Source organism: Cohnella sp. GCM10020058, assembly GCF_042683485.1.
Classification (GTDB): domain Bacteria; phylum Bacillota; class Bacilli; order Paenibacillales; family Paenibacillaceae; genus Cohnella.
The window spans coordinates 105,765-132,031 of the sequence record NZ_JBHUJV010000019.1; the positions used below are offsets into that span (position 1 = coordinate 105,765).

General features: G+C 60.7%; 24 protein-coding genes and 1 other annotated feature. Of the genes, 21 read left to right on the top strand and 3 right to left on the bottom strand.

The annotated features are described in order from the left end of the window. Positions 1 to 84: 84 nt before the first annotated feature. Positions 85 to 444 (top strand): hypothetical protein, encoded by a 360-nt coding sequence (locus ACFSR7_RS31150; protein ID WP_378168382.1) that lies wholly within the window; start codon positions 85 to 87, stop codon positions 442 to 444. A gap of 82 nt (positions 445 to 526) precedes the next feature. Here the strand turns inward: ACFSR7_RS31150 and sigK are convergent, their stop codons facing one another. After that, on the bottom strand, positions 527 to 1,231 hold the full coding sequence (gene sigK, locus ACFSR7_RS31155; RefSeq protein WP_090114873.1) for an RNA polymerase sporulation sigma factor SigK: 705 nt from the start codon (positions 1,229 to 1,231) through the stop codon (positions 527 to 529). A gap of 213 nt (positions 1,232 to 1,444) precedes the next feature. Between sigK and spoVAC the strand changes: the two genes are divergently transcribed. The 15 genes from spoVAC (at position 1,445) to ACFSR7_RS31230 (ending at position 14,490) form a co-directional block, all read left to right on the top strand. Next, on the top strand, positions 1,445 to 1,939 hold the full coding sequence (gene spoVAC, locus ACFSR7_RS31160; RefSeq protein WP_090114875.1) for a stage V sporulation protein AC: 495 nt from the start codon (positions 1,445 to 1,447) through the stop codon (positions 1,937 to 1,939). Then, on the top strand, positions 1,939 to 2,943 hold the full coding sequence (spoVAD, locus tag ACFSR7_RS31165) for a stage V sporulation protein AD (RefSeq protein ID WP_378168383.1): 1,005 nt from the start codon (positions 1,939 to 1,941) through the stop codon (positions 2,941 to 2,943). The genes spoVAC and spoVAD overlap by 1 nt, the downstream gene beginning before the upstream one ends. 23 nt (positions 2,944 to 2,966) lie before the next feature. Then, on the top strand, positions 2,967 to 3,317 hold the full coding sequence (gene spoVAE, locus ACFSR7_RS31170) for a stage V sporulation protein AE (protein ID WP_090114878.1): 351 nt from the start codon (positions 2,967 to 2,969) through the stop codon (positions 3,315 to 3,317). A gap of 295 nt (positions 3,318 to 3,612) precedes the next feature. Next, positions 3,613 to 4,566: an AAA family ATPase gene (locus tag ACFSR7_RS31175; RefSeq protein ID WP_378168385.1), complete on the top strand. Its 954-nt coding sequence runs from the start codon at positions 3,613 to 3,615 to the stop codon at positions 4,564 to 4,566. Positions 4,567 to 4,568: 2 nt separating this feature from the next. Further along, on the top strand, positions 4,569 to 5,810 hold the full coding sequence (locus tag ACFSR7_RS31180; RefSeq protein ID WP_378168387.1) for a DUF58 domain-containing protein: 1,242 nt from the start codon (positions 4,569 to 4,571) through the stop codon (positions 5,808 to 5,810). A 5-nt stretch (positions 5,811 to 5,815) separates the two neighbouring features. Next, on the top strand, positions 5,816 to 8,059 hold the full coding sequence (locus tag ACFSR7_RS31185) for a DUF4129 domain-containing transglutaminase family protein (protein WP_378168800.1): 2,244 nt from the start codon (positions 5,816 to 5,818) through the stop codon (positions 8,057 to 8,059). Positions 8,060 to 8,207: 148 nt separating this feature from the next. Continuing rightward, entirely contained in the window at positions 8,208 to 8,732 is a 525-nt protein-coding gene (locus ACFSR7_RS31190; RefSeq protein WP_378168389.1) for a YqeG family HAD IIIA-type phosphatase, read from the top strand. A gap of 11 nt (positions 8,733 to 8,743) precedes the next feature. Continuing rightward, the gene (gene yqeH, locus ACFSR7_RS31195) at positions 8,744 to 9,862 is read left to right on the top strand and encodes a ribosome biogenesis GTPase YqeH (protein WP_378168801.1); all 1,119 of its coding nucleotides are present in this window, start codon (positions 8,744 to 8,746) and stop codon (positions 9,860 to 9,862) included. A 20-nt stretch (positions 9,863 to 9,882) separates the two neighbouring features. Then, positions 9,883 to 10,737, top strand: coding sequence for a shikimate dehydrogenase (locus tag ACFSR7_RS31200; RefSeq protein WP_378168390.1), 855 nt, complete (start codon positions 9,883 to 9,885; stop codon positions 10,735 to 10,737). Positions 10,738 to 10,768: 31 nt separating this feature from the next. Beyond that, positions 10,769 to 11,059: a ribosome assembly RNA-binding protein YhbY gene (yhbY, locus tag ACFSR7_RS31205; RefSeq protein ID WP_378168392.1), complete on the top strand. Its 291-nt coding sequence runs from the start codon at positions 10,769 to 10,771 to the stop codon at positions 11,057 to 11,059. 14 nt (positions 11,060 to 11,073) lie between these two features. After that, positions 11,074 to 11,691 (top strand): nicotinate-nucleotide adenylyltransferase, encoded by a 618-nt coding sequence (nadD, locus tag ACFSR7_RS31210; RefSeq protein WP_378168394.1) that lies wholly within the window; start codon positions 11,074 to 11,076, stop codon positions 11,689 to 11,691. Further along, positions 11,669 to 12,265 (top strand): bis(5'-nucleosyl)-tetraphosphatase (symmetrical) YqeK, encoded by a 597-nt coding sequence (yqeK, locus tag ACFSR7_RS31215; protein ID WP_378168396.1) that lies wholly within the window; start codon positions 11,669 to 11,671, stop codon positions 12,263 to 12,265. The genes nadD and yqeK overlap by 23 nt, the downstream gene beginning before the upstream one ends. 3 nt (positions 12,266 to 12,268) lie before the next feature. Then, a complete protein-coding gene (gene rsfS, locus ACFSR7_RS31220) occupies positions 12,269 to 12,610 on the top strand; it encodes a ribosome silencing factor (protein WP_378168398.1) in 342 nt (113 codons plus the stop codon). Further along, positions 12,607 to 13,560, top strand: coding sequence for a CvfB family protein (locus ACFSR7_RS31225; protein WP_378168399.1), 954 nt, complete (start codon positions 12,607 to 12,609; stop codon positions 13,558 to 13,560). Before rsfS ends, ACFSR7_RS31225 begins: the two co-directional genes overlap by 4 nt. Positions 13,561 to 13,695: 135 nt before the next feature. Further along, positions 13,696 to 14,490, top strand: coding sequence for a class I SAM-dependent DNA methyltransferase (locus tag ACFSR7_RS31230; RefSeq protein ID WP_378168401.1), 795 nt, complete (start codon positions 13,696 to 13,698; stop codon positions 14,488 to 14,490). Positions 14,491 to 15,239: 749 nt separating this feature from the next. Here the strand turns inward: ACFSR7_RS31230 and ACFSR7_RS31235 are convergent. Next, positions 15,240 to 17,456, bottom strand: coding sequence for an MMPL family transporter (locus tag ACFSR7_RS31235; RefSeq protein WP_378168403.1), 2,217 nt, complete (start codon positions 17,454 to 17,456; stop codon positions 15,240 to 15,242). 113 nt (positions 17,457 to 17,569) lie between these two features. Between ACFSR7_RS31235 and ACFSR7_RS31240 the strand changes: the two genes are divergently transcribed. Continuing rightward, complete coding sequence (locus tag ACFSR7_RS31240) at positions 17,570 to 18,175, top strand: TetR/AcrR family transcriptional regulator (RefSeq protein ID WP_378168405.1); 606 nt, start codon at positions 17,570 to 17,572, stop codon at positions 18,173 to 18,175. A 33-nt stretch (positions 18,176 to 18,208) separates the two neighbouring features. Further along, positions 18,209 to 18,454, top strand: a binding site (T-box leader). Between the two features lie 72 nt (positions 18,455 to 18,526). Then, positions 18,527 to 20,965 carry a leucine--tRNA ligase gene (gene leuS / locus ACFSR7_RS31245; RefSeq protein ID WP_378168407.1) on the top strand — a complete coding sequence of 813 codons (2,439 nt, stop codon included), beginning with the start codon at positions 18,527 to 18,529 and terminating at the stop codon, positions 20,963 to 20,965. Between the two features lie 102 nt (positions 20,966 to 21,067). On the opposite strand, the gene comER is transcribed toward leuS, so the two are convergent. Next, positions 21,068 to 21,904, bottom strand: a complete 837-nt coding sequence (comER, locus tag ACFSR7_RS31250; protein ID WP_378168409.1) for a late competence protein ComER — start codon at positions 21,902 to 21,904, stop codon at positions 21,068 to 21,070. Between the two features lie 147 nt (positions 21,905 to 22,051). On the opposite strand from comER, the gene ACFSR7_RS31255 reads away from it, so the two are divergent. The 3 genes from ACFSR7_RS31255 (at position 22,052) to ACFSR7_RS31265 (ending at position 26,163) form a co-directional block, all read left to right on the top strand. After that, the gene (locus tag ACFSR7_RS31255; protein WP_378168411.1) at positions 22,052 to 22,759 is read left to right on the top strand and encodes a ComEA family DNA-binding protein; all 708 of its coding nucleotides are present in this window, start codon (positions 22,052 to 22,054) and stop codon (positions 22,757 to 22,759) included. 43 nt (positions 22,760 to 22,802) lie between these two features. Next, positions 22,803 to 23,321, top strand: a complete 519-nt coding sequence (locus ACFSR7_RS31260) for a deoxycytidylate deaminase (RefSeq protein WP_378168413.1) — start codon at positions 22,803 to 22,805, stop codon at positions 23,319 to 23,321. A gap of 91 nt (positions 23,322 to 23,412) precedes the next feature. Beyond that, a complete protein-coding gene (locus ACFSR7_RS31265) occupies positions 23,413 to 26,163 on the top strand; it encodes a ComEC/Rec2 family competence protein (protein WP_378168415.1) in 2,751 nt (916 codons plus the stop codon). Positions 26,164 to 26,267: the final 104 nt, after the last annotated feature.

Sequence of the window (26,267 nt, forward strand, 5' to 3'; positions counted from 1 at the left end):
GCCGAATTCGGCCGCAAGCAACCAGGCAGCTTTTGTCTATATCGGCACTTCCCGTCATATACATGGAACAAAAAGACGAGAGGCGTGGGGCGTTTGGACAAGGCTGCGGTCAAGCGTTATTACGATCTGAAAAGCAAACAGAAAGAAATCGAAAAAGAGCTGTCGGAGCTGCGCGGACAAATCTTGACGTTTTGCGAGGCGGAGGGGCTGTCCCAGACCGAGCTCGGGGGCTACAGCGTGAAAATCGTGCAGCAGGAACGACGGGAATACGACGACGAGAAAATAAAAGCGGCGCTCCCCGACGACGAGCTGTGGCGGCTCATCTCCCGCGCGGACCCGTCGAAGCTCGCAGGGCTCGTCAAGCTGAACGTGCTGAAGGAAGAGCAACTTTTCGGAACGTATGCATTAAAAAAAATCGCCCTGGTCCACGTGGAGCGGGAGTAGCGAACACGCCGCATAGAAGTCCGTTTGCACGCAAAAGCGGGCTGCCCCTGAAGCAAATGGGGAGCAGTCCGCTTTTTGCGTGCTATTTTTTAGCCTTGTAAAACTCGTGGTACAGCTTCATTAGCGCCCGCTTTTCGATTCGCGACACGTAGCTGCGGCTGATGCCGAGCTCCCGCGCGATCTCGCGCTGGGTACGTTCGTCCCCGCCTTTGCCGTCCAGGCCGAACCGGCCCCGGATGACCTCCTGCTCCCGCTCGTCGAGAATATCGAGATTTTGATAGATTTTGCTCTTCTCGATTTTCAGCTGCACCTTCTCGACGACGTCGTCGGGCTCGCTGCCCAAAATATCCTGCAAAGTAATCTCGTTACCCTCTTTGTCGGTTCCGATCGGATCGTGTAGAGAGACGTCTTTGCGCGTTTTCTTCAGCGACCTGAGATGCATCAATATTTCGTTTTCTATACAACGTGCCGCAAAAGTAGCGAGCTTCGTGCCTTTGCCGACCTGGAAGCTCTCGATCGCCTTGATGAGCCCGATCGTGCCGATCGAGATCAGGTCTTCGAGATCCTCGCCGGTATTGTCGAATTTTTTGACGATATGCGCGACCAGCCGCAGATTGTGCTCGATGAGCAGGTTGCGCGCTCTGGCGTCGCCTTCCGCCATGAGGCCTAAGTATTTGCTTTCCTCCTGCTCGGACAGGGGCTGGGGGAACGCATTGTTTTTGACATAAGAGACGAGCAAGGAGAGCTGCTTGATGAAGAGCGCTATCGAGGTAAAGAATCCGGGCACGTGACGGCCTCCTCCGGTTGTAAGTTCAGGTTGACGCGCGACCATTAACCATTGTATGTAGGCCGGCGCCCATCCGTGCCTGTCAGAATCAAAAAGGACGGCGGCTTCGACCGTTTACAAGGGGCATTCCCCACCTATTCCCATCCATAACCTTCATCGCCTCGGCAAATAATGATTGGGACTACAGTTCGAACCGGAAAGGGGATGGCAGCCATGGCAACCAAAGAGGCCGGAAGAGGCCCAGCTTCATACAAGCCGTTGTCCATGTCGCCCAAGGAATATCAGCAATTCGCGAAAAGCCGGCAGCCTTCGCGGCCCGTCTTTGCCAATTGCGTCCGCGCGTTTTTGGTCGGAGGCTTCATCTGCTTTATCGGCGAGGGCGTGCAGCATTTTTTTATGGCCGCATTCGACATGACGAGCAGACAGGCGGGCAATCCGACCGTGGCCGTCATGATTCTGATTTCGGTCATCCTGACTTGCTTGGGCGTATACGATAAGATCGCGCAATGGGCGGGCGCCGGGACGGCGGTTCCCGTCACCGGCTTCGCCAATTCGATGTGCTCGGCGGCGATCGAGCATCGAAGCGAGGGACTCGTGCTCGGCGTCGGCGCCAATATGTTTAAGCTGGCGGGCTCCGTCATCGTCTTCGGGACCGTTGCCGCCTTTTTCGTGGGGATCGTCTATTGGATCCTGGGGGTGAGTCACTGATGCTTCAAGGCAGACGAACGTGGATCTTCGAAAAGCCTCCGGTCATATTGGGCACAGGAACCGTCGTCGGCCCCGATGAAGGCGAAGGACCGCTGGCGGCCGACTTTGACCTCGTGCATCCCGACATGACGATTCAGCAGCCGAGCTGGGAGAAGGCAGAGCGGCTCATGCTCGAGCAAGCCTCGGATATCGCGCTCTCCAAGGCGGCGATCCCGAAGGACAAGATCAACTTCTATATCGGCGGCGATCTGATCAATCAGATCATCAGCAGCACGTTCGCCGCCCGCACGCTCGGCGCGCCTTATTTGGGCGTGTTCGGCGCCTGCTCGACCTCGATGGAATCGCTGGGGCTGGCCGCGCTGCTGGTGTCGACAGGGGCGGCGAGGTATGCGATGGCGGGTACGAGCAGCCATAACTGCACCGCCGAAAAGCAGTTCCGCTACCCGACCGAATACGGCTCGCAAAAACCGCCGACCGCGCAATACACGGTAACCGGCGCGGGCGCGGCCGTCGTCGCGGCGGAGGGCGAAGGGCCGCGGATCACTTCGGTTACGATCGGGCGGATTATGGACCTTGGGCTTAAGGATCCGTTCGACATGGGCTCGGCGATGGCGCCGGCCGCCGTGGATACAATTCAGGCGCACCTGCAGGAGACCGGCCGCGAGCCGGGTTACTACGATATGATCGTCACCGGCGATCTGGCGTCCGTCGGCCATCCGATCGCCGCCGACCTGCTTAAGCGGCATGGCGTGCCGATCGCGGAGACGCAGTTTAACGATTGCGGCCTGCTCGTGTACGACCTTGCGAAGCAGACGGTCCAGGCCGGAGGCAGCGGCTGCGCGTGCTCGGCGACCGTCACTTACGGGCATCTGCTTAAGCTGCTCGCTAAGGGGGAGCTGAATCGGCTGCTCGTCGTAGCGACCGGGGCGCTGCTCTCTCCGCTGTCCTTTCAACAGGGAGAGAGCATTCCTTGCATCGCGCACGCTGTTTCCATCGAACGTTAATTCGATCTTAAGGAGGACCAATGATGCAATACTTGTGGGCATTTCTGGTCGGCGGAGCGATCTGCATCGTCGGTCAGCTGCTGTTCGACGTCGCCAAGCTGACGCCCGCCCATACGATGGCGACGCTCGTCGTCGCCGGCGCGGTGCTGGACGGACTCGGTCTGTACGATCCGCTCGTGGACTTCGCGGGAGCCGGGGCGACCGTCCCGATCACGAGTTTCGGCAACGCGCTCGTCCACGGCGCGCTGAGCGAGCTGCAGGAGGTCGGGTGGATCGGGATCATCACCGGCATCTTTCAGATTACGAGCGCAGGCATTTCCGCGGCGATTATATTTTCGTTTTTAGCTGCGCTGGCAGTGAAGCCAAAAGGCTGAGTCCTGGCTTAACCAAACCCTGTTTAAGTAAATTTTAGGAAGACATGAGCGGTGCGAAGCAGCGGAGCCGCGCCTGCTTGCAGAGTCTGCGCGATTCGCTTGCTGGCGCGGTTTTCCGCGTTCCGCACGGTTTGCGGGTCGCCGTACCTATTTCCAACTGCCGGTTCGCCTAGCGCGAATTGGCTTTTTTTCTATGATTATTTGGAGATTTGCAAAATTGTAGTCCCGAATCCCCATCAAGTATAATAGTAGAGTAGCGTCCGACTACCGCCAGATCCCATTAGGAGGGACCTCAATGGAACAACAGACCGCCATGCAATTATTAGATTCGATCAGACGCAATATGGAATCTTGTATATACGGAAAAAAAGACGAAATCGCCTGGCTGCTGACCGCGCTGGTCGCGGGGGGGCACGTGCTGATCGAAGACGTGCCGGGTACCGGCAAGACGCAGCTGGTCAAGGCGCTCGCGCGATCGATCGGCGGTACGTTCCATCGGATCCAGTGCAATCCCGATCTCCTGCCTACCGATATCACTGGCGTATCCATTTATCATCCGAAGCAAGAGCAGTTCGTGTTCAGGCCGGGCCCGGTCATGTCCAATTTGCTGCTCGCCGACGAGATCAACCGGGCGACGACCAAGACGCAGTCCGCACTGCTCGAGGCGATGGAGGAGCGCCACGTGTCCGTCGACGGGGTTACATACCCGTTGCCGCAGCCGTTTATTTTATTTGCAACGCAGAACCCGATCGAGTTCGAGGGCACCTATAACTTGCCGGAGGCGCAGCTCGACCGCTTCCTGATGAAGATCTCGCTCGGCTATCCGGACGAGGAGTCGGAGAAAAGGCTGGTGCTCGAGCCGGGTACGTCTCGCGCCGCGGACCTGCTCGAATCCGTCGCCATGGCGGAGGACGTCGTAAGCATCCAGCGCCTGGCGGCCGGCTGCCATCTGGACGGCGGCGTGGCCGACTATCTGGTGCAACTGATCCGTTCGACGCGCAAGCATCCTTCGGTGCTGCTCGGCGCCAGCCCGCGCGCTTCGGTCGCGCTCGCCGCCTGCGCGAAGGCGTATGCCTTCCTTCATCACCGCAATTTCGTCATCCCTGACGATATCAAGATATCCGCGCCGTTCGTTCTCGCGCACCGTCTCCACCTTCGGTCCGAAGCCCGCATGCAGGGCGCTACTGCCGGAGGCGTCCTGCAGGAAGTCCTCAAGCAGCTGCCGGTGCCGGTGGCGCTGGAGCGTTGAGCATGAAGCGCCTGCCTCAGGTCCGCTTCGGCTGGTTCTGCGGAATCTTGTATTTGGTGGCTTTATCGTTTGTCGTTTTCCAGGGCGGCAAAACTTCGTTGATGCTGTTCGTAATCATCAACGGCCTGGGTCTCTACCTGCTACTTGGGCGGTGGAGCGGCATAGGCGGCATTCAGGGCAAGCGGGCGCTAGGCGCCGTTGCGGGCCAGGACGGCCTGTACGCGGCGGGTTCGCGGCTCAAGGTTCGTCTGATGCTGCATGTCCCGGGCTTCTGGCCGCTGCCTTACGTGATCGTCCGCGAGCGGCTGGTGCGCTTAAGCGGATCGGATCTTCAGGAGTACGAGTTGTCCTTCGTGCCCGACTACAAGCGGCGGGGCCAGGTCGAGTACGAATCCGCGCCGCTTCGGCGCGGACGCTATCAATTTCTGGAGACCAAGTGCTCGACCCGGGATATTTTCGGATTGTTCGAGCATCATGGCGCATTCCGCGAAGAAATGTATATTAAGGTGCTGCCGCGCACGATCGAGCTGCAGGAGTGGCGTCATCTGAGGAAGGCGCGCACCGGCCAGATCGAGCAGCGCGCCAGCTCTCTCTGGGCGCGGGAGACGACGCAGATCGACGGCGTCAGGGATTACATCCACGGCGACCGGATGTCGCGCATCCACTGGAATGCGACCGCACGCACGGGGCAGTGGAAATCCAAGGAATACGAGCGCGAAGCGCTGCCCCGCTTCGTCATCGTACTGGACCGGCGGGCGGGCGCTTACCGAAGCGCGGACGCTTTCGAGCTGGCTGTGTCGACGGCTTCCTCGCTGCTGAATCTTGCGCTGCGAAGGGGCATGCCGGTCGGCTTCGTGTCCGCCGGCAAGGAAACCGCGTGGTTCGGCGCCGGCAAGATACCGGTGAATCGGGATCTGCTCATGGAGCATCTCATCGACGTCGAGGCCGACGGCGATGAGGCGCTTGACCGCGTGCTTCGCAAGACCGCGGAGAAGTTCGAAGCCGGCGCGAGCTACGTGCTTGTCAGTCCGTCGATGGAGGACGAGACGCTGTTCGCGCTCGAAGGCTTGTCGGCCAGACGGGCCGGTCCGAGCCATATCCATATCGCGGAGCGGACGCCGCAAGCCGAGCCGTCCGAACGTCTGCAGCAGTGGTCGCGGACGTTCCGCGGCAGGCAGTGGGAGCTCTGCTCGATTACGCGCCTGGAGGATCTTCCGAAGGCATTGGAGGCGGGCACCGCTTGAATACGATGATTGCAAGCGCAGGACGCAGGGCGGAGAGCGGTTATTTCCGCAGACTCGTGCTGGAACGGCTCCACAGGCTGTTCGTAATTGTGATCGTGCTGCAGCTGATACAAGTATTTAAAAATTATTGGTGGCCGGAAACGTATGCGGTCGTCTACGCTTCCGTAGCGGCGGCGGCGGCGATTGAGCTTCTGGTCAGCCGCGCGTTCGCGCTCAGAATCATTTTGCAGCTAGCCGCCGTGCTGACGGCGGTCCTGATTTTCACGCCCTACGTCTGGACCGCCTGGCCGGACGGGTTGAAGGGATGGGAGGCGCTCCGCGAGTTCGCGATCGTGAACGGCAAGCCGCTTCATCCGTTTTTCGAGATCGCCGCCGGTGTCGTGCTGATCATTCATTATATGGCGTATTTGGGCACGAACAAGATCAGGGCCATCGGCTTTATTCTGATGTCGATCGCTACCCTCGCCATCATCGATTCGTTTTTTCCGCTCGAGCTTTGGACGAACATCGCCTGGGCCGTGGTCGCCGGGCTCGGATGGCTCGTCGTTCTTCATCTCAGGCAGCTTAGAGAAAGGCATTTCGACAGCTGGAGCGCGCTCGCCGAGCGCCCGTTCGAGCTTGCCGTGCCCGCGGTCATCGTCATCGGACTGCTCATGCTCGCGGGCATCGCGGTGCCGCGCGCCCCGGTGCTGCTGGAGGATCCGTATACGCTGTGGCTTCATGCCCAGAACAAAGAAGTGCCGGCCTTTTCCGGCGAAGGCGGCTATATCGGAGGCGGCGCCGACAGCAGCGGCACGGGCTCCGGAGCGTCTTCCAAGTCGGGTTACGGACGAAGCGACGCCAAGATCGGCGGCGGCTTCGAATTCGATTATTCGCCCGTCATGACGGTGGACACGAGCCAGCGGGCCTACTGGCGCGGAGAGACGAAGGCGGTATACACCGGACAAGGATGGACGGACCGCAAGGGCATGGAAACGACGTCCACGGCTCCCGGGGAAGCCGAGCTGCCGGCGGACAAACCTACGCTGGATGGCATCGAGACAAAAAAGGTTACGCAGACGTTCCACATTTTGCGCAAAGATCGCCTTCCCGTACTGTTCGGCGCGGGAGCGATCGGCAGCCTGTCTGAATGGCAGGGCGTGAGCAACAATGCAAGGCTGACCTGGAACAAGGAAGAGCAGGAGCTCAAGTTCCAGCGCTCCGCCACGGTAGAATCCTACACGGTCGTATCCGACATGATCGTGATCGATGAAGACAAGCTGCGGACGACCCGGTCGAAGAAAGCCGAAGCGCCGTTCGATCTGGCACCCTACGAGCAGCTGCCCGAGGTTCCGAGCCGGGTCTCGGACCTGGCCGTCTCGATAACGGCGGATGCGGGCAACGATTACGACGCGGCGAAGGCGCTGGAGAGCTATCTGAGAACGAATTATTTGTACACCAACACGCCGGACGTGAGCCTTCAGAAAAGCAAAGATATCGTAGACGCCTTCCTGTTCGAAATCAAGGAAGGGTACTGCGATTATTATTCCACCGCTTTCGTTGTACTGGCGCGGTCGTTGGGCTTGCCGACGCGGTGGGTCAAGGGCTATGCAACGGGGACCAACCAGATGGACGAGGACGGGATCCGCAGCGGGCTCGGGTATATCGCGGATCCGAATGGCGCCGGCACGTATACCGTCCGCAATGCGGATGCGCACTCCTGGGCGGAAGTATACTTTGAAGGCGTTGGCTGGGTTCCGTTCGAGCCGACGTCGGGCTTTACCGTTCCGCAGCCGGTCGCTCAAGCCGCGCCGGTCGCTACGCCGGATTCGACGGTGGACGCAGACGACACCGCCTCCGAAGAGACGGAGACGGCAACGCAAGACGGCGGCTGGTCGGCCACGGCCTGGACGATTACGGGCGGCACGCTGCTCATCGTCGGCATCGCCGCGCTGCTCGTCCGCCGCCGCGCCTGGACGGCGACGGTATGGCGCCGCGTCAGATACCGCGGCGCGACGCCGAATCAGCGGATCGTGCGGGAGATGGAGCGCTTGATCGCTTTCCTCGGCAGGCGCGGGCTAAAGCGCAGCCAGCACGATACGCTGCGCGAATCGTTTGCCGCCTGGAGCGGACGATTCTCTTCGTTGCAGCCCGAATTCGATGGCGTGCTGCGCAAGTTCGAGTCCGCCCGCTACGGCGGTCAAGCCGCAGGCGAAGGCGATCTGGAGCAATTCACCGCCATGGCCGACAAGATCCGCAAATCCTTGTAACGTATAGGAGGGAGCGCCAATCGCGGCGCTCCTTCTTCTATTTCCGCGCGACACGCCGCACATCGACGCCGCGCAAGCTTTCCTTTTGCAAGGCCGGGGCGGGTGTGGTATATTTTGAACAATCCGATAAAGACTGGAGCATTGCGGCATGTTTGAACGATTGCTGCCCGATCAACTCGTGGGCACCGTCTTCGATATAGATCTGGCGTCGCTCTCAAGCATGGGCGTACGCGGCATTATTACCGATCTGGACAACACGCTCGTAAGCGCGCGCACGCCGCTTGCAACGCCTGAACTGATCGCCTGGCTGGACAAGGTCAAGTCGCTTGGGTTCCAGGTCGTCATTTTATCGAACAACAACTTGATGCGCGTGGCGAAGTTCGCCGAGCCGCTCGGCATTCCATTCATTCCGGCGGCACGCAAGCCATTCAACAAGGCGTTTAAGCAAGCGCTGAACCTGCTGGACCTTAAGGCCGAACAGGCCGTCGTCGTCGGCGATCAGATGATGACCGACGTGCTCGGCGGACGCCGGATGGGTCTGCACACGATTCTCGTGACGCCGATTGCGAGAGCGGAGGAAGGCTGGGGCACAAGGATGAATCGCCGCATCGAGAAGATCGCGCTGTCAAGGCTGACCAAGCAGGGCTTGTGGCCGGATAAGGGGGACAAGTAGCATTGCCGACAATCGAAGATAACTGGAGTACGAAAAAATGCGCGGGCTGCGGCGTGACGCTGCAGATTCAAGACGCATCGAGGCCGGGGTTCGTGCCCGAGGCCGCCCGCGAGCGCGAGCCGATCATCTGCCAGCGCTGTTTCCGAATCAAACATTACAATGACGCCTCGTCGGTCGCCATCGATCAGGACGATTTTTTGCGTTTGCTCGGCGGCATCGGCGCCACGAACAGTCTCGTCGTGCACATCGTCGACCTGTTCGACTTCGAGGGCTCGATGATCTCGGGTCTGCAGCGCTTCGTGGGCAACAACCCGGTGCTGCTCGTCGTAAACAAGATCGATTTGCTGCCTAAGGTGACCAACTGGAACCGCCTTCGCAATTGGGTGCAGAAGCAAGCCAAGGCCGGCGGTCTTCGCATAGTCGACGTGGTCCTGTGCAGCGCACGCCGCAACATCGGCTTCGACCGGGTCGTCGAGGCGATCGGGCAGCTGCGCGGCGACCGCGACGTCTACGTCGTGGGCGCGACCAACGTCGGCAAGAGCACGCTCGTCAATCGGCTCATCGCCGATTACAGCGATCTGGGCAGGGAACTGACGGTTTCTCGTTATCCGGGCACGACATTGGACGCGATCAACATCCCGCTGGACGACGGACGCAGCATCATCGACATGCCGGGCATCGTATACAAGTCGCGCTTGTCGGAGATCGTGCCGCGCGAGACGCTGCACGCTCTGCTCCCGGACAAGCCGCTCAAACCGCTGACCTACCAATTTTACGAAAAACAGACGCTCTTTTTCGGCGGACTGGCCCGCTTCGACTTCACGGCAGGCGAGCGCCAGTCGTTCACCGCGTATTTGTCGTCCGGCATTCCCGTGCATCGCACCAAGCAGGAGCGGGCCGACGAGCTGTACGACAACCATCGCGGCGAGATGCTGGCTCCGCCTTCGCGCGAAGAACTTGCAGACATGCCGCCGCTCGTCAGGCATAATTTGCGCATTCCGCCCGGCGGACCGCAAGATATATTCATATCCGGACTCGGCTGGATCAAGGCAAACGGCTCCACCGGCGCCGTCGTGGACATCTATGCGCCCAAGGGCGTCAAGGTATTGCTCAGGGATTGCATTTTGTGAGTCGGGAGGACGCCGCTGGCATGGACAGTCATACGATACTATACGGCGTGATCGGCGATCCGATCCGCCATTCCAGATCGCCGATCATGCTGGGCAGCGCGTTTAGGGAGAGCGGCGTGAACGGGGCTTACGGCGCCTTTCACGTTGCGCCAGAGCGGCTGGGCGAGGCAATCAGAGGCATTCGTGCGCTCGGTTTCCGCGGCCTGAACGTAACGATCCCGCACAAGATCGAAGTCATGGCCTATCTGGACGACATCGACGAGAGCGCCAGAGCGATCGGCGCGGTCAATACGATCGTGAACGAGGACGGAAGGCTTACCGGCTACAACACGGACGGGATCGGTTACGTCCGGTCGCTCAAGGAAGAAGCGGAGCCGGATCTGTCCGGCAAGCGCATCCTTGTGCTGGGCGCAGGGGGCGCGGCCCGGGGGATCGTCTGGGCGCTGCTGCGGGAGGCGCCGTCGGAGATACTCATCGCGAACCGGACCGATGCGCGGGCGGAGGAGCTTGCAGCGGCGTTTGAATCCGGCGGTCGCTTGAATTCCGTGCCTTGGCATTCGCTGAGCGAAGCGTGCGGCGCGGCGGACATTGTCATTAATACGACGTCCGTCGGCATGGCCCCCCACACGGAGGCGGTTCCCGCCGATCCGTCCTGGTTCCGCCCGGGTGCGGTCGCGAGCGATCTCATCTACAATCCGCTGACGACGGCTTTTTTGCATGGCGCACAGCGGCGAGGCTGCCGTATTCACGGCGGTCTCGGCATGTTCGTTTATCAAGGCGCCTATGCGTTCGAATATTGGACGGGGCGGCCTGCGCCGGCTGCGGCGATGCGCGAAGCGGTGCTGGCTTCCTTTTCCGAAGCGGCGAAAGTTTGAACATTTATCTATCAGAGAGCAGGGAATACGCATGCTGACCGGCAAACAAAAACGATTTTTGCGTTCCGAGGCCCATCACCTGACCCCGATCTTCCAGGTCGGCAAGGGCGGCACAAACGACCATTTGATTCGCCATATCGAAGAAGCGCTCGAAGTGCGCGAGTTGATCAAGGTGTCGATCCTGAACAACAACGACGACGACCGGTACGAAGTCGCCAAGGAGCTGTCCGAACGCTCGGGCGCCGAGCTCGTGCAGGTTATCGGCAAGACGATCGTGCTGTACAAGGAATCCCGCGACAACAAGACGATCGAGCTTCCGTAAAAGGAGGTACGCGCATGAGACGCATCGGGCTGATGGGCGGCACCTTCGATCCCGTGCATATCGGCCATTTGCTTGCGGCCGAAGCGGCGCGCGAGGCTGCGGACTTAACCGAGGTCTGGTTCATACCGACCTCCGTGCCGGTCCACAAGCCTCAGCCCGGCGCTTCCGGCGAGCAGCGCCGGGCACTCGTCGAGGCTGCGATCTCGGAGCATCCGTCGTTCCGCGTGGAGGCCGCCGAGCTCGACCGGCAGGGCGCCTCCTACACGATCGACACCGTGCTGGAGCTGCGGGAACGATATCCGGACGTTTCGTTCTACTGGATCGTCGGATCCGACATGCGGGACGACCTGCCGCGTTGGAGACGGATCGAAGAGCTGGCAAGCCTTGTCGTCTTTATCGCGCTGGATCGTCCGGCAACAGGCGCAGATGCCGGCCATGCAGGAGCCGAATCCGAGCTGCCGCCGTATCTGCGGGACCGGATCGTGCAAGGGGAGATGCCGGGAATCGGCATTTCGTCCACCGATATCCGCCGGCGATGCGCCGAAGGCCGTACGATCCGGTACATGGTGCCCGAGCGCGTTAGAGCGGAGATCGAAAGGAAGGGATTGTATGGATCGCGAACTGTTGATTGAGGCCGTCAAGCGCCAGATGCCCGAAAAGCGGTACAGGCACGTCGCAGGCGTCGTCGATACGGCGTTCGTGCTGGCCCAGCGATTCGGCGGCGATCCGGACAAGGCCTGGCTCGCCGCGCTGCTGCACGATTATGCCAAGGCTTGGCCGACGGACCGCATGGAACGGATCATCCGCGAGCAAAGCCTGCCGCCTGAACTGCTGACTTACGACAAAGAATTATGGCATGCGCATGTCGGGGCTTGGGCGGTGCGCGATGAACTGGGCATCGAGGATGAAGAAGTGCTGGATGCGGTACGCTATCATACATCGGGCCGGGAAAACATGACTCTATTGGATCGCATCGTCTGCCTCGCGGATTATATGGAGCCAAGCCGCGCATTCCCGGGCGTGGATCGAATTCGGGAGCTGGCGGAGACAAATTTGAACGAAGCGCTGGTCGCGGGATTTGACTCGACGATCATTCATTTACTGGAAAAAGGCAAAACGATTTTCCCGTTGACGGTATTGGCGCGCAACGACCTGGTCAGGGAAATTCGCGCAGCAAGCACAACGAACGAATCTGAGGGAGGCTGACCTATGGCAGGATCAGAACAGTTATTGAGACAAGTCGTGGATGCGGCAGACGATAAAAAAGCCAACGATATCGTTGCGCTCAATTTGCAGCACATCTCGCTGGTGGCGGATTACTTCGTCATCTGTCACGGCAATTCGGATACGCAAGTCCAATCGATCTCGACCGAGATCAAGAAGCGCGCGGAGGAAGCCGGCGCCCGCGTACGGATGGAAGGCATGGATACGGCAAGATGGGTGCTTATCGACATGGGCGACGTCGTCGCCCATGTATTCCATCGGGACGAGCGCGAATATTACTCGCTCGAGCGCTTGTGGTCGGACGCGAAGGCGGTTGAATTCGCATGACGCTGATCGCCGGCACGACGGCCAGTCTGCTGGTGCGGCGCGAGGTGTCTCCTTACGGTTGGTTTCTGGCCGAAGACGAATCGGAAGCAACGCCCGAAGTGCTGCTTCCTTACGGCGAAGCATCGGGCAATCGTCCTTCGGTCGGCGATTCGGCGGACGTCTTTATTTTCCATGACGACAAAGGGCGCCTGACGGCGACGACCCGTCGGCCTCTGCTGCAGCTCGGGCAAATGGGCCGGCTCGAGATGGCCGACTTCCATCCGCGGTTCGGCTGCTTCCTGGAGCTCGGCATCGGACGTCAGCTGTTGCTGCCGATCAAGGAGCTGCCGGACAACCGTGATCGCTGGCCACAGCCGGGCGACGAGCTTCATGTGATCATGAAGCACGACAAGGAAGGGCGCATGCTGGCCCGGCTAGCCAAGATCGAGGATTACGAGCGCGTCGTATTCCGCGCGCCGTCCTCCTGGCATCACGAGCAGCGGGAATGCTGGGTGACCGATATATACAAGGACGGCGTGTTTATGCTGGCGAATGGCGGCGTGCTTGGTTACGGAGCGCTCGGCTACTTGCCGAACGCGTCCATGATCCATCCGCTGCGGCTCGGCGAGAAGACGACCGCACGCGTGACGCAGGTGAGGGACGACGGCAGAGTAACGCTGTCCATGCGTCCTGCCAAGGAGGTCGGACGTCTGGAGGACTCGGACCGTATTCTGGCCTTTTTGCAGGCAAGGCCGGGCGGCGCAATGCCGTATTCGGATTCGACGCCTGCGGACGTCATCCAGAAGCGGTTCGGTCTCAGCAAATCCGCCTTCAAGCGCGCACTCGGCAAGCTCATGAAGGACAGGCTCGTGGTTCAGGATGGCAACTGGACTCGTCTTGCGGCTGCTGAGGTAAGCGTGCAGGATGCGGGCGCTTCGCAACATGCGGGAAACGCTCCGAAGCCTGAGTGATTGCAGGGCGTTTGCGCCTTACGTGACGGTCAATAACACCCGGGGCGCCGCTGGCGGGCTTCCGGGCGATCGAATAATGAAAGGCTCCGGATCCCGGCTTGAATGTCGGGCGGGGCCGACGACGAGGAGACATCCATGCGCAGCTATCGTGAGTTCGCCTCGGTCTACGACCGGCTTATGGAGGACATGCCGTACCCGGAATGGCTAAGCTTCGCCAGAGAATGCTGGGAGAAGTACGGTATGCCCAAGACGGTCGTTGATTTGGGCTGCGGGACGGGCAATATTGCCATACCGCTTGCCAAATCCGGATTTCGCATTTTCGGCATCGACCTGTCGGCCGACATGCTGTCCGTCGCCCGCGCCAAGTGGGAGTCCGTGCCGCAGCGGGGCATCGGCCGCGCCTCGGGCGGCGAGGAAGGCAACATCCGCTGGCTGCAGCAGGACATGCGCGATTGGGAGATTCCCGAGCCCGTCGACTGCGTGCTGTCGTTTTGCGACAGCTTGAACTACTTGACGGAGCCGGAAGACGTCGTCTCTTCATTCAAGCATTCGTATGCCGGTCTCAGACCCGGGGGGTTGTTCATCTTTGACGTGCACGCGCCGTCGCAGCTCGCCCGCTACGGCGAGGAGCAGCCGTTCGTATTAGACGACAAGGACGTTGCTTATCTGTGGACGTGCGACTACGATCCCGATCGCCGGGAAGTGGAGCATGAACTTACTTTTTTCGTACGCGAGGAAGGCGGCTCCGGCGCAGGCTTGTACCGGCGGTTTGAAGAAGGCCACGTACAGCGTGCCTACGAGCCGGATTGGCTGGCGGGGCAACTGGCGGAAGCGGGTTTCGAGCTGCTTCACCGCTGCGCGGATTTTTCCTGGAATGCGCCGACGGCGGCCAGCGAGCGGTTGTTTTTTGTCGCGCGGCGGCCGGCGTAGATGTTGATGATGCAAGGGACCGTCAGGCGAAGCTGCCTGGCGGTTTTTTTGAAGATTAAAAAGTATATATTTGGGCGGCCGTTTGCGGAAAGGTAGGCGCGATTTCGGCGTACCGGCGTTTTATGGATGATTGGGGGGCCAAATACCTGCATTTGTACAGGCATTCTCTACCGACTCGCGCCGCCTGATGAAATACCTGCAAATATGCAGGTAAATGCAATGCGCAAGTCAGAAATTCGGCTGATAGCTTAAAATAATTGCGTTTTTGCATCTATCCTGCTCTAACGGGTCGAGATCGGCATAAAAAGATGTATATTTGCAGGCATTGCTGAAAAGGAACAGTGCGGGCGAAGACATGCGGGCCCGTCAGGCCGGCTGTAGAACGAGCCCTCGACAGGCGTTCCGCGCGATGCCAGTTTCGGATATCCGCCAAACTTAGAAGGACCGTCAATATTTTGGTCGTTTGGTCCCTGACGGTTTTTATTATTGCGCGAGGCTTGATGGGTGAGACTAGTGCGCGATTGCCTGCCGTGGTGCAGGCGATGGGCCTGTTGGCGGGAGCAAATGTGCAAGTCGCCTACTGTAGTGAAGGCGCTAGGCCTGTTGGCGGACGCAAATGCGCGAGGCGAACGCTTGTTGTAATGCAGGCGAAACGCACCTCCAAGCAATACCCTTCGAACCCTACCACAACAAGAGCGGTCCCCGAAGTCAAATGCCTCCGGGAACCGCTCTTATTTTAGCATATCGTTTTATCCATTCAGCTTCGCCTTCTCGGCAAGATGTCTCTTTCCCGGCCAGAATGACCGGTCGCCCAGCAGCGCCGTGATGGCCGGCACCAGAAACGGCCTGACGAGGAACGTGTCCAGCAGCACGCCGATCGCGGTGATGACGCCGAATTGCACGAGCACCTGGATCGGCAGCGTCGCGAGCACCGCGAACGTACCGGCCAGGATGAGGCCTGCCGAAGCAATGACGCCTCCGGTTTCCCCGACACCCTCGCGGATTGCGTCCCGCAGCGGCATTTCCTTTCGCTTGCGCCAGATGCTGGAGATCATGAAGATGTTGTAGTCCTCTCCCAGCGCCACCAAGAACACGAACGCATACAACGGAATGGAGCCCTGAATCGCATCTGCGCCAAGCACGTAATGGATGATGAGCCATCCGAGTCCAAGCGCGGAAAAATACGATAGAATAACGGTGCCTACCAAATAGGCGGTGGCGACGACGGAGCGCAAATATAGGAGCAGCAGTAACGCGATCAGCCCGATGACGACCGGCAAAATCAGACGCGTATCCCGCTCTCCGGTCTCTTTCGTGTCATACTGCTCCGCGGTCTGCCCCGAGATCCACACATGATTGGCGGCCGCCGCGTCGCCTGCCTCAGAGAGCGCTGCGTTCGCGGTTTCGCGCAAGTCTGGAATTTTGCCCAGTGCCTCCAGCGAATAAGGATTGAGGGCGAGCTCGACGTCATACGCTACGATTTGTTTATTCTGCTGCCCCTCTACCGGCTCGGATACGCGGCTGACATAGGGCAATCCGGACAGTTTTTCCGCCAGGCCCGTTTCCCGGCCGCCGGTATCGACGATAACTTTGACGGGCGCTAGCTCGCCTTCGGAAAATTGGGAGCCGATAAGCGCGTAACCTTCTCTAGACTCCATCGTGGAGGGGAACGATGATAAGATGTCATAGGTAAATTTGATCTGACTGGATACGCCCGCAAGCAGGGCGAGGCAAACGACCGAGACGAGAGCGATCAAGCCTGGGCGTTTCACGACGAGCGTACCCGTGCGATAGCGGGGGGCTGCCTCGGGTGCAGGCTTCTGCTTGCCTCGCTTCGCGGCGCGTTCCTCGCGCATTTGCTGCGTGCGCGGCACGAACGGCCAGAAGGAGGCGCGCCCGATGACGGCGAGCAGCGCCGGCACGAGCGTCAGGCTGGCGATGCTCATGATAAAAATCGCAATGCTGAACGGCGCGGCGAACCGGCGGAACGCGCCGTATTCGGCCAGGAGCAGCGTGAGGAGCGCGATCACGACGGTAATGCCGCTCATCGCGACGGCGCCGGATGCGTCCGTCAGCGCGGCACGAAGCGCCTTCCCTTTATCGGGCTCATGCTTGAGCAGTTGCCTGAAACGCGAGATGAGGAACAGGCAGTAGTCCGTTCCGGCGCCGAACAGAAGCACCGTCATAATCGAGATGCCCTGCGAGTCGACGACAATCCAGCCCTCGCGGGCCATCCAGCCGAGAATCGGACTGATGACGCCGTAGGCAAAGCCGACGCCCACGAGCGGGATGAAGGCAAGGATCGGCGACCGGTAAATAAGCAGCAGCAAAATGAGTACGAGCAGTACGGTTCCCATGAGCAGCGCGAAGTCGGCATTCTCGAATAGTCCCGTGGCATCGATCTGGATGCCGACCGGTCCGGTAACCCGTGCGCTGAGGGCGCCCGCCTTGCCCGGGTCCGCTTCGAACGGATCGCTGCCGGCCAGGGCGGCCGTTTGTTTTTTCAGGGCCGCAATGCCTTCCTTTAACTGATCCGTACCCGCGTTTTTGTCGAAAAACACAGGGGTTACGAGCGTGCTGCCATCTTCGGACAGCTGGGCTTTGAGCGCCTCCGCTGGCATTTGGTGCAGCGGGGGAACCGAGGTCTGATACGGAAGCGGCGTGCCGGTCCATTGTCCCGCAAGCTTGCGGACATTTTCCAGATCGCCGTCCTCCAGTCCGCCTTCTCTGTGCCACACAATTAATGCAGGTACGTCTGCGCCGCTTGCAAATTCCCGTTCTGCGACAGCCGCCGCCTGTACGGACGGCCTGCCGTCTGTCAGATTCGGCGCATTGTTGGTCTCGTGCTTGCCGACCTGCGGCAGCAAAACGCTCAACAGGGCAGCCGCGACGATCCATACCGCGAGCGTCACCCATCGGCCGACGGGGCCGGTTATTCCTTTGCCGTGAACGCGTACTTCCTTCACTTGAGCTCCCCCTCGCGATTCGATTGCGATATAATGAGTTATAATGTTACCGTCAATAATTATATATACCGGAAGGTTAATATTGCAACATGTTTGAGGGGAAGGCGCATCAAGTGAAACAAAAACAAACAGGACGGGCCCCGGGGCGGCCCAAAGGGAATACGGACAGCCGGGCCGTTCTGCTCGGCGCTGCTTCGGCTCTTTTTATGGAATTCGGATACGAGCCGGTGTCTTTGAATCAGATCGCGGAGCGCGCGGGCGTAACGAAGGCTTCGATTTATTATTATTTCAGCGGCAAATCGGAGCTGTTCGCCGCGTCCGTGACCGAGATGATGGGGCGAATCGGCTTATTCACGCGCCGGATTCTCGAGCAGGAAGGGACGCTTAGAGAGCGGCTGTACAAGGTTGCGGCAGCGAAGATGGCGGACACGCATGTCGAGTTCGAGTCGATGATGCGCGAAGCGATCGCATCGCTCAGCGAGGAACAGCGGCGCGAGATCCGCGAAGCGGAACACCGCATACACGAAGTGCTGGCCGAATGTTTTGCCGAGGCGGCCGCCCGCGGGGAGATGCGTGGCGGAGAGGATCCGCTGCTGCTGGCGCACGCTTTTTCGTCGCTGCTGATGGTCGGAAGCCGCGATTACGGCGGAGATGCGCGCGAGGACCTGCCCGAGCGGATCGTCGATCTTTTCTGGCAAGGCGCGGGACCGCGCGCTTGACACGGATTGACGGCAACCGCTATAATCGAGGCAATAAAGGCTGTGAAAAGGAAAAGTAATCGTGCAGCGTCAACCCAGAGAACCGGCGGAAGGTGCGAGCCGGCTGACGTGAGCGACGAACTCGCCTTGGAGCCCCGCGCGCAATCCATGTCAGGCTTTTTGCCTCGGCAGGCAAGCGCGGCGAGTCCCTCCGCGTTAAGGAGGAAGAGTGGACGGCATGCCCAGGCAGGGCTGGCGTCAACTAGGGTGGTACCGCGAGTTTAACCTCTCGTCCCTAGCGTGATTTCGCTGGGGCGGGAGGTTTTTTGATTTTTTAAACGAGCAGTCAGACGGAAGGGGCAGTCATGAACCATGGTACAAGACAACAATCAACCCGGCTACAAGCCGCAGACGCTGGAGCCCAAGTGGCAGCGCTACTGGGATGAGAATAAGACGTTCCGCACGACGGAGGACCCGGGCAAGGAAAAGTTTTACGCGCTCGACATGTTCCCGTATCCATCCGGTGCCGGGTTGCACGTCGGCCATCCCGAAGGCTACACGGCGACCGATATCGCCAGCCGCTACAAGCGCATGCGCGGGTACAACGTGCTCCATCCGATGGGCTGGGACGCGTTCGGCTTGCCGGCGGAGCAATATGCGCTTCAGACGGGACGCCATCCGCGCGAGATTACGGTAGAGAATATCGACAACTTCCGCCGGCAGATCAAGTCGCTTGGCTTCTCCTACGATTGGGACCGCGAGTTCAGTACGACCGATCCCGATTATTACAAGTGGACCCAGTGGATCTTTATCCAGCTGTATAAGAAGGGACTTGCCTACGTGGCCGAGGTGCCTGTCAACTGGTGTCCGGCGCTCGGTACGGTGCTCGCGAACGAAGAGGTTATCAACGGGCTGAGCGAACGTGGCAATCATCCGGTCATCCGCAAGCCGATGCGCCAGTGGATGCTGAAGATTACCGAATACGCCGAGCGGCTGCTCGAAGATCTCGAGGAGCTCGACTGGTCGGAGAGCATCAAGGACATGCAGCGCAACTGGATCGGCAAGTCGACGGGCGCCGAGGTGACCTTTGCGATCGACGGCCATGCGGACGCTTCCCTCACGGTGTTCACGACGCGTCCGGATACGCTGTTCGGCGCGACGTATTGCGTGCTGGCGCCGGAGCACGAGCTTGTGTCGGTCATCGCTTCCGCAGCGCAGAAGGCAGACGTCGAGACTTATGTCGATCAGGCCGCCCGCAAGAGCGATCTCGAACGGACCGATCTGGCGAAGGACAAGACGGGTGTGTTCACAGGCGCGTATGCCGTCAATCCTGTGAACGGCGAGCTCGTGCCGATCTGGATCGCCGATTACGTGCTCGGCGGTTACGGTACGGGCGCCATCATGGCAGTGCCGGGTCATGACGAACGGGACTGGGAATTCGCTAAAAAATTCGGCCTGCCGATTGTCGAGGTCGTCGGCGGCGGCAACGTCGAGGAAGCGGCGCATACGGGAGAAGGGGAGCATGTCAATTCGGGCTTCCTGAACGGCTTGTCCACGCCGGACGCGATCGTGAAGAGCATCGCCTGGCTGGAGGAGCAGGGCAAAGGCCGCGGCAAGGTCACCTACAGGCTGCGCGATTGGCTGTTCAGCCGCCAGCGCTATTGGGGCGAACCGATCCCGGTGCTGCACTTCGAAGACGGCAGCATGGAGACGGTGCCGGAGGAAGAGCTTCCGCTGCTGCTGCCGGATGTCGACGCGATCACGCCTTCGGGCACCGGCGAGTCGCCGCTCGCTACTGTCGAGGAGTGGGTGAACGTGACGCTGCCGGACGGCCGCAAGGCGCGCCGGGAGACCAACACGATGCCGCAGTGGGCGGGCAGCTGCTGGTACTACCTGCGGTTTATCGACCCTAAAAACGCAGACGCGATCTGCGATCCGGCCAAGCAGCAGGAATGGCTGCCGGTCGATCTTTACATCGGCGGCGCCGAGCATGCCGTGCTTCACTTGCTCTACGCGCGCTTCTGGCACAAGGTGCTGTACGATCTGGGCGTGGTAGCGACGAAGGAGCCGTTCCACAAGCTCGTCAACCAAGGCATGATCCTCGGCACGAACAATGAAAAAATGTCCAAGTCGCGGGGCAACGTCATCAATCCCGACGACATCGTCGGCGAGTTCGGAGCGGATACGCTGCGCGTGTACGAAATGTTCATGGGGCCGCTCGAAGCGACGAAGCCGTGGAATACGAACGGCGTCGAAGGCATGTATCGCTTCCTTGGCCGCGTATGGCGCTTGTTCGTCGGGGAAAACGGAGAGCTGAGCGAAAAGATTAAGGACACTGCAGGCGAAGAGGCGTTCCGCAGAACCTGGCATCGTTCGATCAAGAAAATTACCGAGGACTACGAGGGATTGCGCTTCAACACGGCGATCAGCCAGCTGATGATTTTCGTCAACGAGGCCTACAAGGTCGAGGAGCTGCCGAAGCAGGCGATGGAGCACTTCGTGCAGATGCTGTCGCCGATCGCGCCGCATATCGCCGAGGAACTCTGGGAGAAGCTCGGCTACGCGGAGAGCGTGACCTATGCGGCTTGGCCGTCTTACGACGCCGCGCTGACGGTCGACGCCGAAGTTGAGATCGCCGTGCAAGTCAACGGCAAGATCGTGGACCGCGTCTTTGTCGCGGCCGATCTCGAGGGAGAGGCGCTGCAGGAAGCCGCGCTCGCACTGGATAAAGTCAAGGCCGTCACGGAAGGCAAGACGGTGCGCAAGATCATCGCGGTCAAGGGCAAGCTCGTCAACATCGTAGCGAACTGACACGTCAAGGGCGGCCCGATCAGATTACCGGGCCGCCCTTTGTGTTGCCATAAGCCTTTGCTCCGCGTAATTCCGTTCGTGCCAAAGGTTCGAATCGTCAGCCTATTCGGATAAAAACGATTGTTCCGAAAGCGAGGCTTCGACCTTTGTCAAATCTTCCGCGAACTTGTCGTGCGTTTTCCGCATCACTTTGCGGAAGGCATCTTTCGTCGCCAGCCGCAGCTCTTCCATCGCTACCGCCGTGATGCCGCCGGGCACGCAGACGCGCTCCTGCAGCTCCTGCGTCGTGCAGCCCTGCTCCAGCAGTCTCGCGGTGCCAAGCAGCATCTCGGCACCCACTCTGGCTGCAACCTCGGGCGCGAGCCCCGCGAATTCGACCGTCGTTTCCACGAATTGCTCCAGCAGGTACGCCATAAAGGCGGGGCCGCAGCTGGACAGGTCCGAAGCGGCGCGGACACTGTCCTCGGGCACTTCGATTGGCTCGCTGATGCGCGCGAACATGGAGATCAGCAGCTTTTTGTCGGCAGGCTCGAGCCGCGTGCCGTACATGAACAGCGAAGCGCCGCTTGCCGCACCGTTGACGATGCTGGGAATGATCTTCGCCGTCTTGCAGGGCAACAGACGCTCAAGCTGCTCCAGCGTGACAGGACTGGTAATCGACACCAGCAGCTGCTCCGGCCGGAGCGAGTCTCGAATCTCGCCGATCACCGCCCGGTAGTCAAGCGGCTTCACGCAGAGAAAGACGATATCCGCGTCCCGGACGGCTGACGCGTTCGTCGGCCCGATCCGAAGGCCCGGGAACTGATGCGCCAGACGTTCCGCTTTGGAGGAGGTGCGGGTTGCGATCGTCACTTCCGACGGCTCAAAAGCCCGGGCGCGCAGCAAGGCTCCCGCTAGCAGACCGCCCATGCTTCCGGCGCCGATGAAGCCGACCTTCATCTGAGGTCCTCCTCCCGCTATTGGCATTATGCATGGCTTCTTTCCATTGTATGTCAGCAGGTTTGGCCGACATGACTCGATTTTTTATGCGTTTTGAAAATGGATGAATGCAAGTCGCGTCAGGCGACGATCATGGAGGAGAGCCATATGGGAAAAAAATCGGCGCGGAGCGTCGGACTGCGGAGCCGGGCGGCGCTGTTGGCCGGTGCGGCAGCGGCAGCTTTGCTCGCTTGGGGATGGCTTGCGCCGACGGACGGGGGCGTGCCCGGCTGGGAGCCGGTGAACGCGCAGATCGCGGCCGCTGTGGCTGATGCAGAGATCGAGAGCGGGAAGACGGAAGGGACGGACAAGTCGGCAAGCGCCGCGGCCAAAACGGATTCGACTGCCGCCGACCGACCCATCGCTTCTGGGGGCGCCGCCAAGCCGGCGGCGGACGGAGCGATAACGAACGCAAGCGAGGTTTCGAAGGCTTCAGAAACATCAGGCAAGGCTTCAGGCGGTACGCCTGTCGTTGCCGATGGTTCCAGCACTGCCTCGGGAGGCGTTGACAAGACAACGGAAGCTTCCGCGCAAGCAGGTTCCGCAGCAAACGCCGGACCGGCCGCGAATACGGGCAACGGGGCGCCGCAGGGAGCGGGATCCGAAGATTTGGCGGCGGACGGAAGGCTCGATATCAATCTGGCAAGCGCCGCCGAACTGGATGCGCTGCCGGGCATCGGGCCTGCCAAAGCCGAAGCGATCGTACAATATCGGGATGCGCACGGGCGATTCAGATCTGCCGAATCGCTAAAAGACGTTAAGGGAATCGGAGACAAGCTGCTCGCGAAACTGCTGCCGCTTATAAAGGCAGGCTAAGCCGGACGGGCATCCGGGGATATACGAAGGGAGGCAGAGCCAGATGGCGCTTGCGGTTCGCAAGGATTGGGATACTTACTTTATGGACATCGCCTTCATGGCATCGACGCGGTCGCGTTGTCCGAGGCGGCACGTAGGCGCCGTGCTCGTACAGGGCAAGAAGCTGCTGGGTACGGCTTACAATGGCGCGCCGATGGGCGTACCGGACTGCTCGGAAGCCGGCTGCATGATCGTCGAAGAGTTCGCTCCGTCACCGTCAGGCCAACCTGGCGTCATGGTCAAAAAAGAACGCTGCATCCGCACGATTCACGCGGAGCAAAACTTGTTGCTGTTCACGGATCGGATCGACAGGGAGGGCTCGACCGTCTATGTGACCGATCAGCCGTGCTGGACCTGCGCGAACATGCTCGCGAACAGCGGCATCGTCGAGATCGTTTTCCATCGCGGCTATCCGAAGGACCATGACAAAGTATCCGCGTTGATGGCCGAGCGCCGCATCGTTTTCAGGACGATACCGGATTATGCGCCGCCTCAGGATACGGAAGTGAAGGAAGCCGATTAAAGAACAAAATCCGAATACGATGAAGGCGAATGGGAAGAACCCTGCTTAACGCGCAGGGTTCTTCTTTTTATTAGAAGGGAGCGTAAAATCGATGGATCGCAGGCCGCTGGTATGCGTAGCGGGGTTCTGGGTCGCGGGCAGCGGCATATGGTCGGTGCGTCAAGGCATGCCCGCGATGCTCGTCTATCTCGGCATCGTCGTTTTGCTAGCGGCATTTGTCCTCGCCGGGCGGATCAGGCCGCGTACAGGCGCGATATGCGCCGCGGCCTTGCTGCTGTCTGCAGGCTTGCGGATATGGAGCGAATCCGGGCACGGCTCCGATCTGGCGTCGGCATGGAACGAGCCGGAGGGACGGTCGGTAATCGCGGCTGGCCGGCTGCTGGAGCCTGCGGCGATCGACGGCGATACGGTGACGTTTCCGATACGCGCGCGTCTCGTCCGTTCGGGCGATGAGGCAGCGCTGCGCATCGACGAGAAGCTGCTGGTCCGCGTCCGGCTGTCCGCCGAGGAAGAGCTGGCGACCGCGGCAACCTGGAAGCGCGGGATATCCGTCGAGGTCGCCGGCACGCTCAAGCTGCCCGCCGACGCGGGCAATTTTGGCGGCTTCGACTATCGTCGTTATTTGAACGGGCAGGACATTTATTGGACGGTAAGCGTCAAAGGCGCGGAAGCCGTGAATCGAACGGCTGGCCGCGTATCGCTCCCCGATCGTACGCTTCGCTGGTTCGACGAATCCCGGGAAGCGATCGGGAAGTTGACGGATCGGCTGTACGGCAAAAAAGACGCCGGTTATATGAAAGGGTTGGTCGCAGGCATCGTAGACGACATCGATCCGGACCAGTACGACGACTTTTCCCGGCTCGGTCTGACGCACGTGCTCGCTATTTCCGGCCTCCATGTCGCCGTCGTCGTTTATATCTTGCTGATGCTCGGTAAGCTCGCACGCTGGACCCGGGAGCGTTCGCTTGGCTTCGCGGCGTCGGCGATGCCCGTCTACATGCTTCTTACCGGCGCTTCTCCGTCGGCGGTCCGCGCGTGCCTGATGTCGATGATCGCCTTGTGGCTCGCGCGGCAGGGGAAGCTGAAGGACGGGCTTCATCTGCTTGCAGCGTCCGCGCTTATTATGGTCGTCTGGCGTCCGTCCGTCGTGGAGGACGTCAGCTTCCAGCTTTCTTTTATCGTGACTGCGGGTCTCTTGCTCTGCGTACCGGTCATGACGGAGCTGCTCGCCTTCCGAATTCGCTCTCCGTTCGTGCGTTCTTCGCTCGCCGTCGCGCTCACGGCCCAGCTTTTTTCTTTCCCGGTCACCGCTTTTTATTTTCATCAGCTGCATTTGCTGTCGCTGCTCGCGAACCTGGTACTGGTGCCGTTCATCAGCTTCGTCGTCATGCCGCTCGGAATGGCCGCGCTGGCGCTTGGCGCCGTCTGGCTGCCGCTTGGCCTCGTAACCGCGAAGCTCGCAACGCTTTGCAACCGCGCGACCTTCGCGGTTACCGAACGGATGGGATCGGTCAAAGCCCTGTCGACCGTATGGCATCAACCCGCACTGGTTTGGGTGATCGCTTTTTATGCGCTGCTGCTGGCCACACGGGCCTTCGTGCGCCGTTCGCTCCGTCTCGCCGCGGAGCAAGCCGCGACGGCTACGGCTGCCGCGGAGCAGCTCGCGGCCTCGGACCCGTTCGATCCTGCGGAGCGGGCGGAACGAATTGCGGCTTATGCCGACGGCATGCAGGGCGGACGCGACTGGACGGAGCCGCTGCACGGTCCCCGAAACGGAAACGGGATCCCTTCGTTCGTCGGTTCGGACAGCGAAGCGGCCGGAGGGGTCTCCGGCCCGGCTTCCAAGCTTGCGGCCGCTGCCGCAAGCGCGACCAAGTTGAATTTCCCGTTCCCATCGCGCCGTTGCCGACGGCTATCGGCCGCGCTTCTTGCGCTTAGCTGGTTAGGAATGCTGGTCTGGGAGGCGCCGCCCGTCAAGCTCGATCGGACGGCCTCCGTTTCTTTTCTCGACGTCGGCCAGGGCGACAGCATCCTGATCGCGACCGGCAGCGGCCGTCATGTACTCGTCGATGCGGGCGGCACCGTCGCGTTCGGCGCGCCGAAGCAGCCGTGGCGCCTCCGCCGGGACCCTTACGAGGTCGGCCGCAAGACGCTGGTGCCGCTGCTCAAGCAGCGAGGCATCCGGCGCCTGGATGCGCTCGTGCTGACGCATTTGGACGGCGACCATATCGGCGGAGCCCACGCGATTATCAGGGAGCTTCAGGTGGGGCGTATTCTTTTCAACGGAACGATTAAACCGGACGACGACGTGCTTCGTCTGTTTCATGAAGCGGAAGACGCTGGCATTCCGATGTATGCGGTCAAGGCGGGCAACGTATGGCATGCGGATAAATCGGCGACGCTCGAAGCGCTCTATCCGCTGAAGACGGCGAGCGGCGATCGGATACCGGAGGTCGACGAGCAGAACGACATGAGCGTCGTTTTGCGGCTCACGTTATACGGCCGCGTGTTCGTGCTCCCAGGCGATCTGGAGGCGGCGGGCGAGTCCGCGACGCTCGGCGAGCTGCGCCGGCAAGGCGAAGGAGCGCGTGCCGCCGACGTGCTGAAGGCGGGCCACCATGGCAGCAAAACGTCCACGACGGCGCCGTGGCTCGCGTGGTGGCGGCCGGCCGAAGTCGTCGTATCCGCCGGCAAAAACAATTTGTACGGACATCCGCATGCCGAAGTCGTCGAGCGGATTCTCAGATCCGGCGCTGCGCTCGAACGGACGGACATGCAGGGCGAGATCGCATACCGCATCCGGCCGGACGGGCGGATGGAGCGGCGCACGAAGCGGCCCTGACAACGAGGGTCCGCATGGAAATTCTACGCCACCTTCTATAATGCGCTGCGCGGGCGTTGGATGTGACAAGCTGAGCGCGCGCGGCTCCTAAAAATGGCGAAACT

What these genes read in the sequence shown, in the direction of transcription:
- ACFSR7_RS31175 (WP_378168385.1), top strand. Translation starts at nt 3,613, where the DNA reads ATGGAACAACAGACCGCCATGCAATTATTAGATTCGATCAGACGCAAT.
- ACFSR7_RS31185 (WP_378168800.1), top strand. Translation starts at nt 5,816, where the DNA reads ATGATTGCAAGCGCAGGACGCAGGGCGGAGAGCGGTTATTTCCGCAGA.
- leuS (WP_378168407.1), top strand. Translation starts at nt 18,527, where the DNA reads ATGGTACAAGACAACAATCAACCCGGCTACAAGCCGCAGACGCTGGAG.
- ACFSR7_RS31260 (WP_378168413.1), top strand. Translation starts at nt 22,803, where the DNA reads ATGGCGCTTGCGGTTCGCAAGGATTGGGATACTTACTTTATGGACATC.
- ACFSR7_RS31230 (WP_378168401.1), top strand. Translation starts at nt 13,696, where the DNA reads ATGCGCAGCTATCGTGAGTTCGCCTCGGTCTACGACCGGCTTATGGAG.
- ACFSR7_RS31190 (WP_378168389.1), top strand. Translation starts at nt 8,208, where the DNA reads ATGTTTGAACGATTGCTGCCCGATCAACTCGTGGGCACCGTCTTCGAT.
- spoVAE (WP_090114878.1), top strand. Translation starts at nt 2,967, where the DNA reads ATGCAATACTTGTGGGCATTTCTGGTCGGCGGAGCGATCTGCATCGTC.
- nadD (WP_378168394.1), top strand. Translation starts at nt 11,074, where the DNA reads ATGAGACGCATCGGGCTGATGGGCGGCACCTTCGATCCCGTGCATATC.
- ACFSR7_RS31225 (WP_378168399.1), top strand. Translation starts at nt 12,607, where the DNA reads ATGACGCTGATCGCCGGCACGACGGCCAGTCTGCTGGTGCGGCGCGAG.
- comER (WP_378168409.1), bottom strand. Translation starts at nt 21,904, where the DNA reads ATGAAGGTCGGCTTCATCGGCGCCGGAAGCATGGGCGGTCTGCTAGCG.
- rsfS (WP_378168398.1), top strand. Translation starts at nt 12,269, where the DNA reads ATGGCAGGATCAGAACAGTTATTGAGACAAGTCGTGGATGCGGCAGAC.
- ACFSR7_RS31255 (WP_378168411.1), top strand. Translation starts at nt 22,052, where the DNA reads ATGGGAAAAAAATCGGCGCGGAGCGTCGGACTGCGGAGCCGGGCGGCG.
- ACFSR7_RS31200 (WP_378168390.1), top strand. Translation starts at nt 9,883, where the DNA reads ATGGACAGTCATACGATACTATACGGCGTGATCGGCGATCCGATCCGC.
- yhbY (WP_378168392.1), top strand. Translation starts at nt 10,769, where the DNA reads ATGCTGACCGGCAAACAAAAACGATTTTTGCGTTCCGAGGCCCATCAC.
- yqeK (WP_378168396.1), top strand. Translation starts at nt 11,669, where the DNA reads ATGGATCGCGAACTGTTGATTGAGGCCGTCAAGCGCCAGATGCCCGAA.
- ACFSR7_RS31180 (WP_378168387.1), top strand. Translation starts at nt 4,569, where the DNA reads ATGAAGCGCCTGCCTCAGGTCCGCTTCGGCTGGTTCTGCGGAATCTTG.
- spoVAC (WP_090114875.1), top strand. Translation starts at nt 1,445, where the DNA reads ATGGCAACCAAAGAGGCCGGAAGAGGCCCAGCTTCATACAAGCCGTTG.
- ACFSR7_RS31265 (WP_378168415.1), top strand. Translation starts at nt 23,413, where the DNA reads ATGGATCGCAGGCCGCTGGTATGCGTAGCGGGGTTCTGGGTCGCGGGC.
- spoVAD (WP_378168383.1), top strand. Translation starts at nt 1,939, where the DNA reads ATGCTTCAAGGCAGACGAACGTGGATCTTCGAAAAGCCTCCGGTCATA.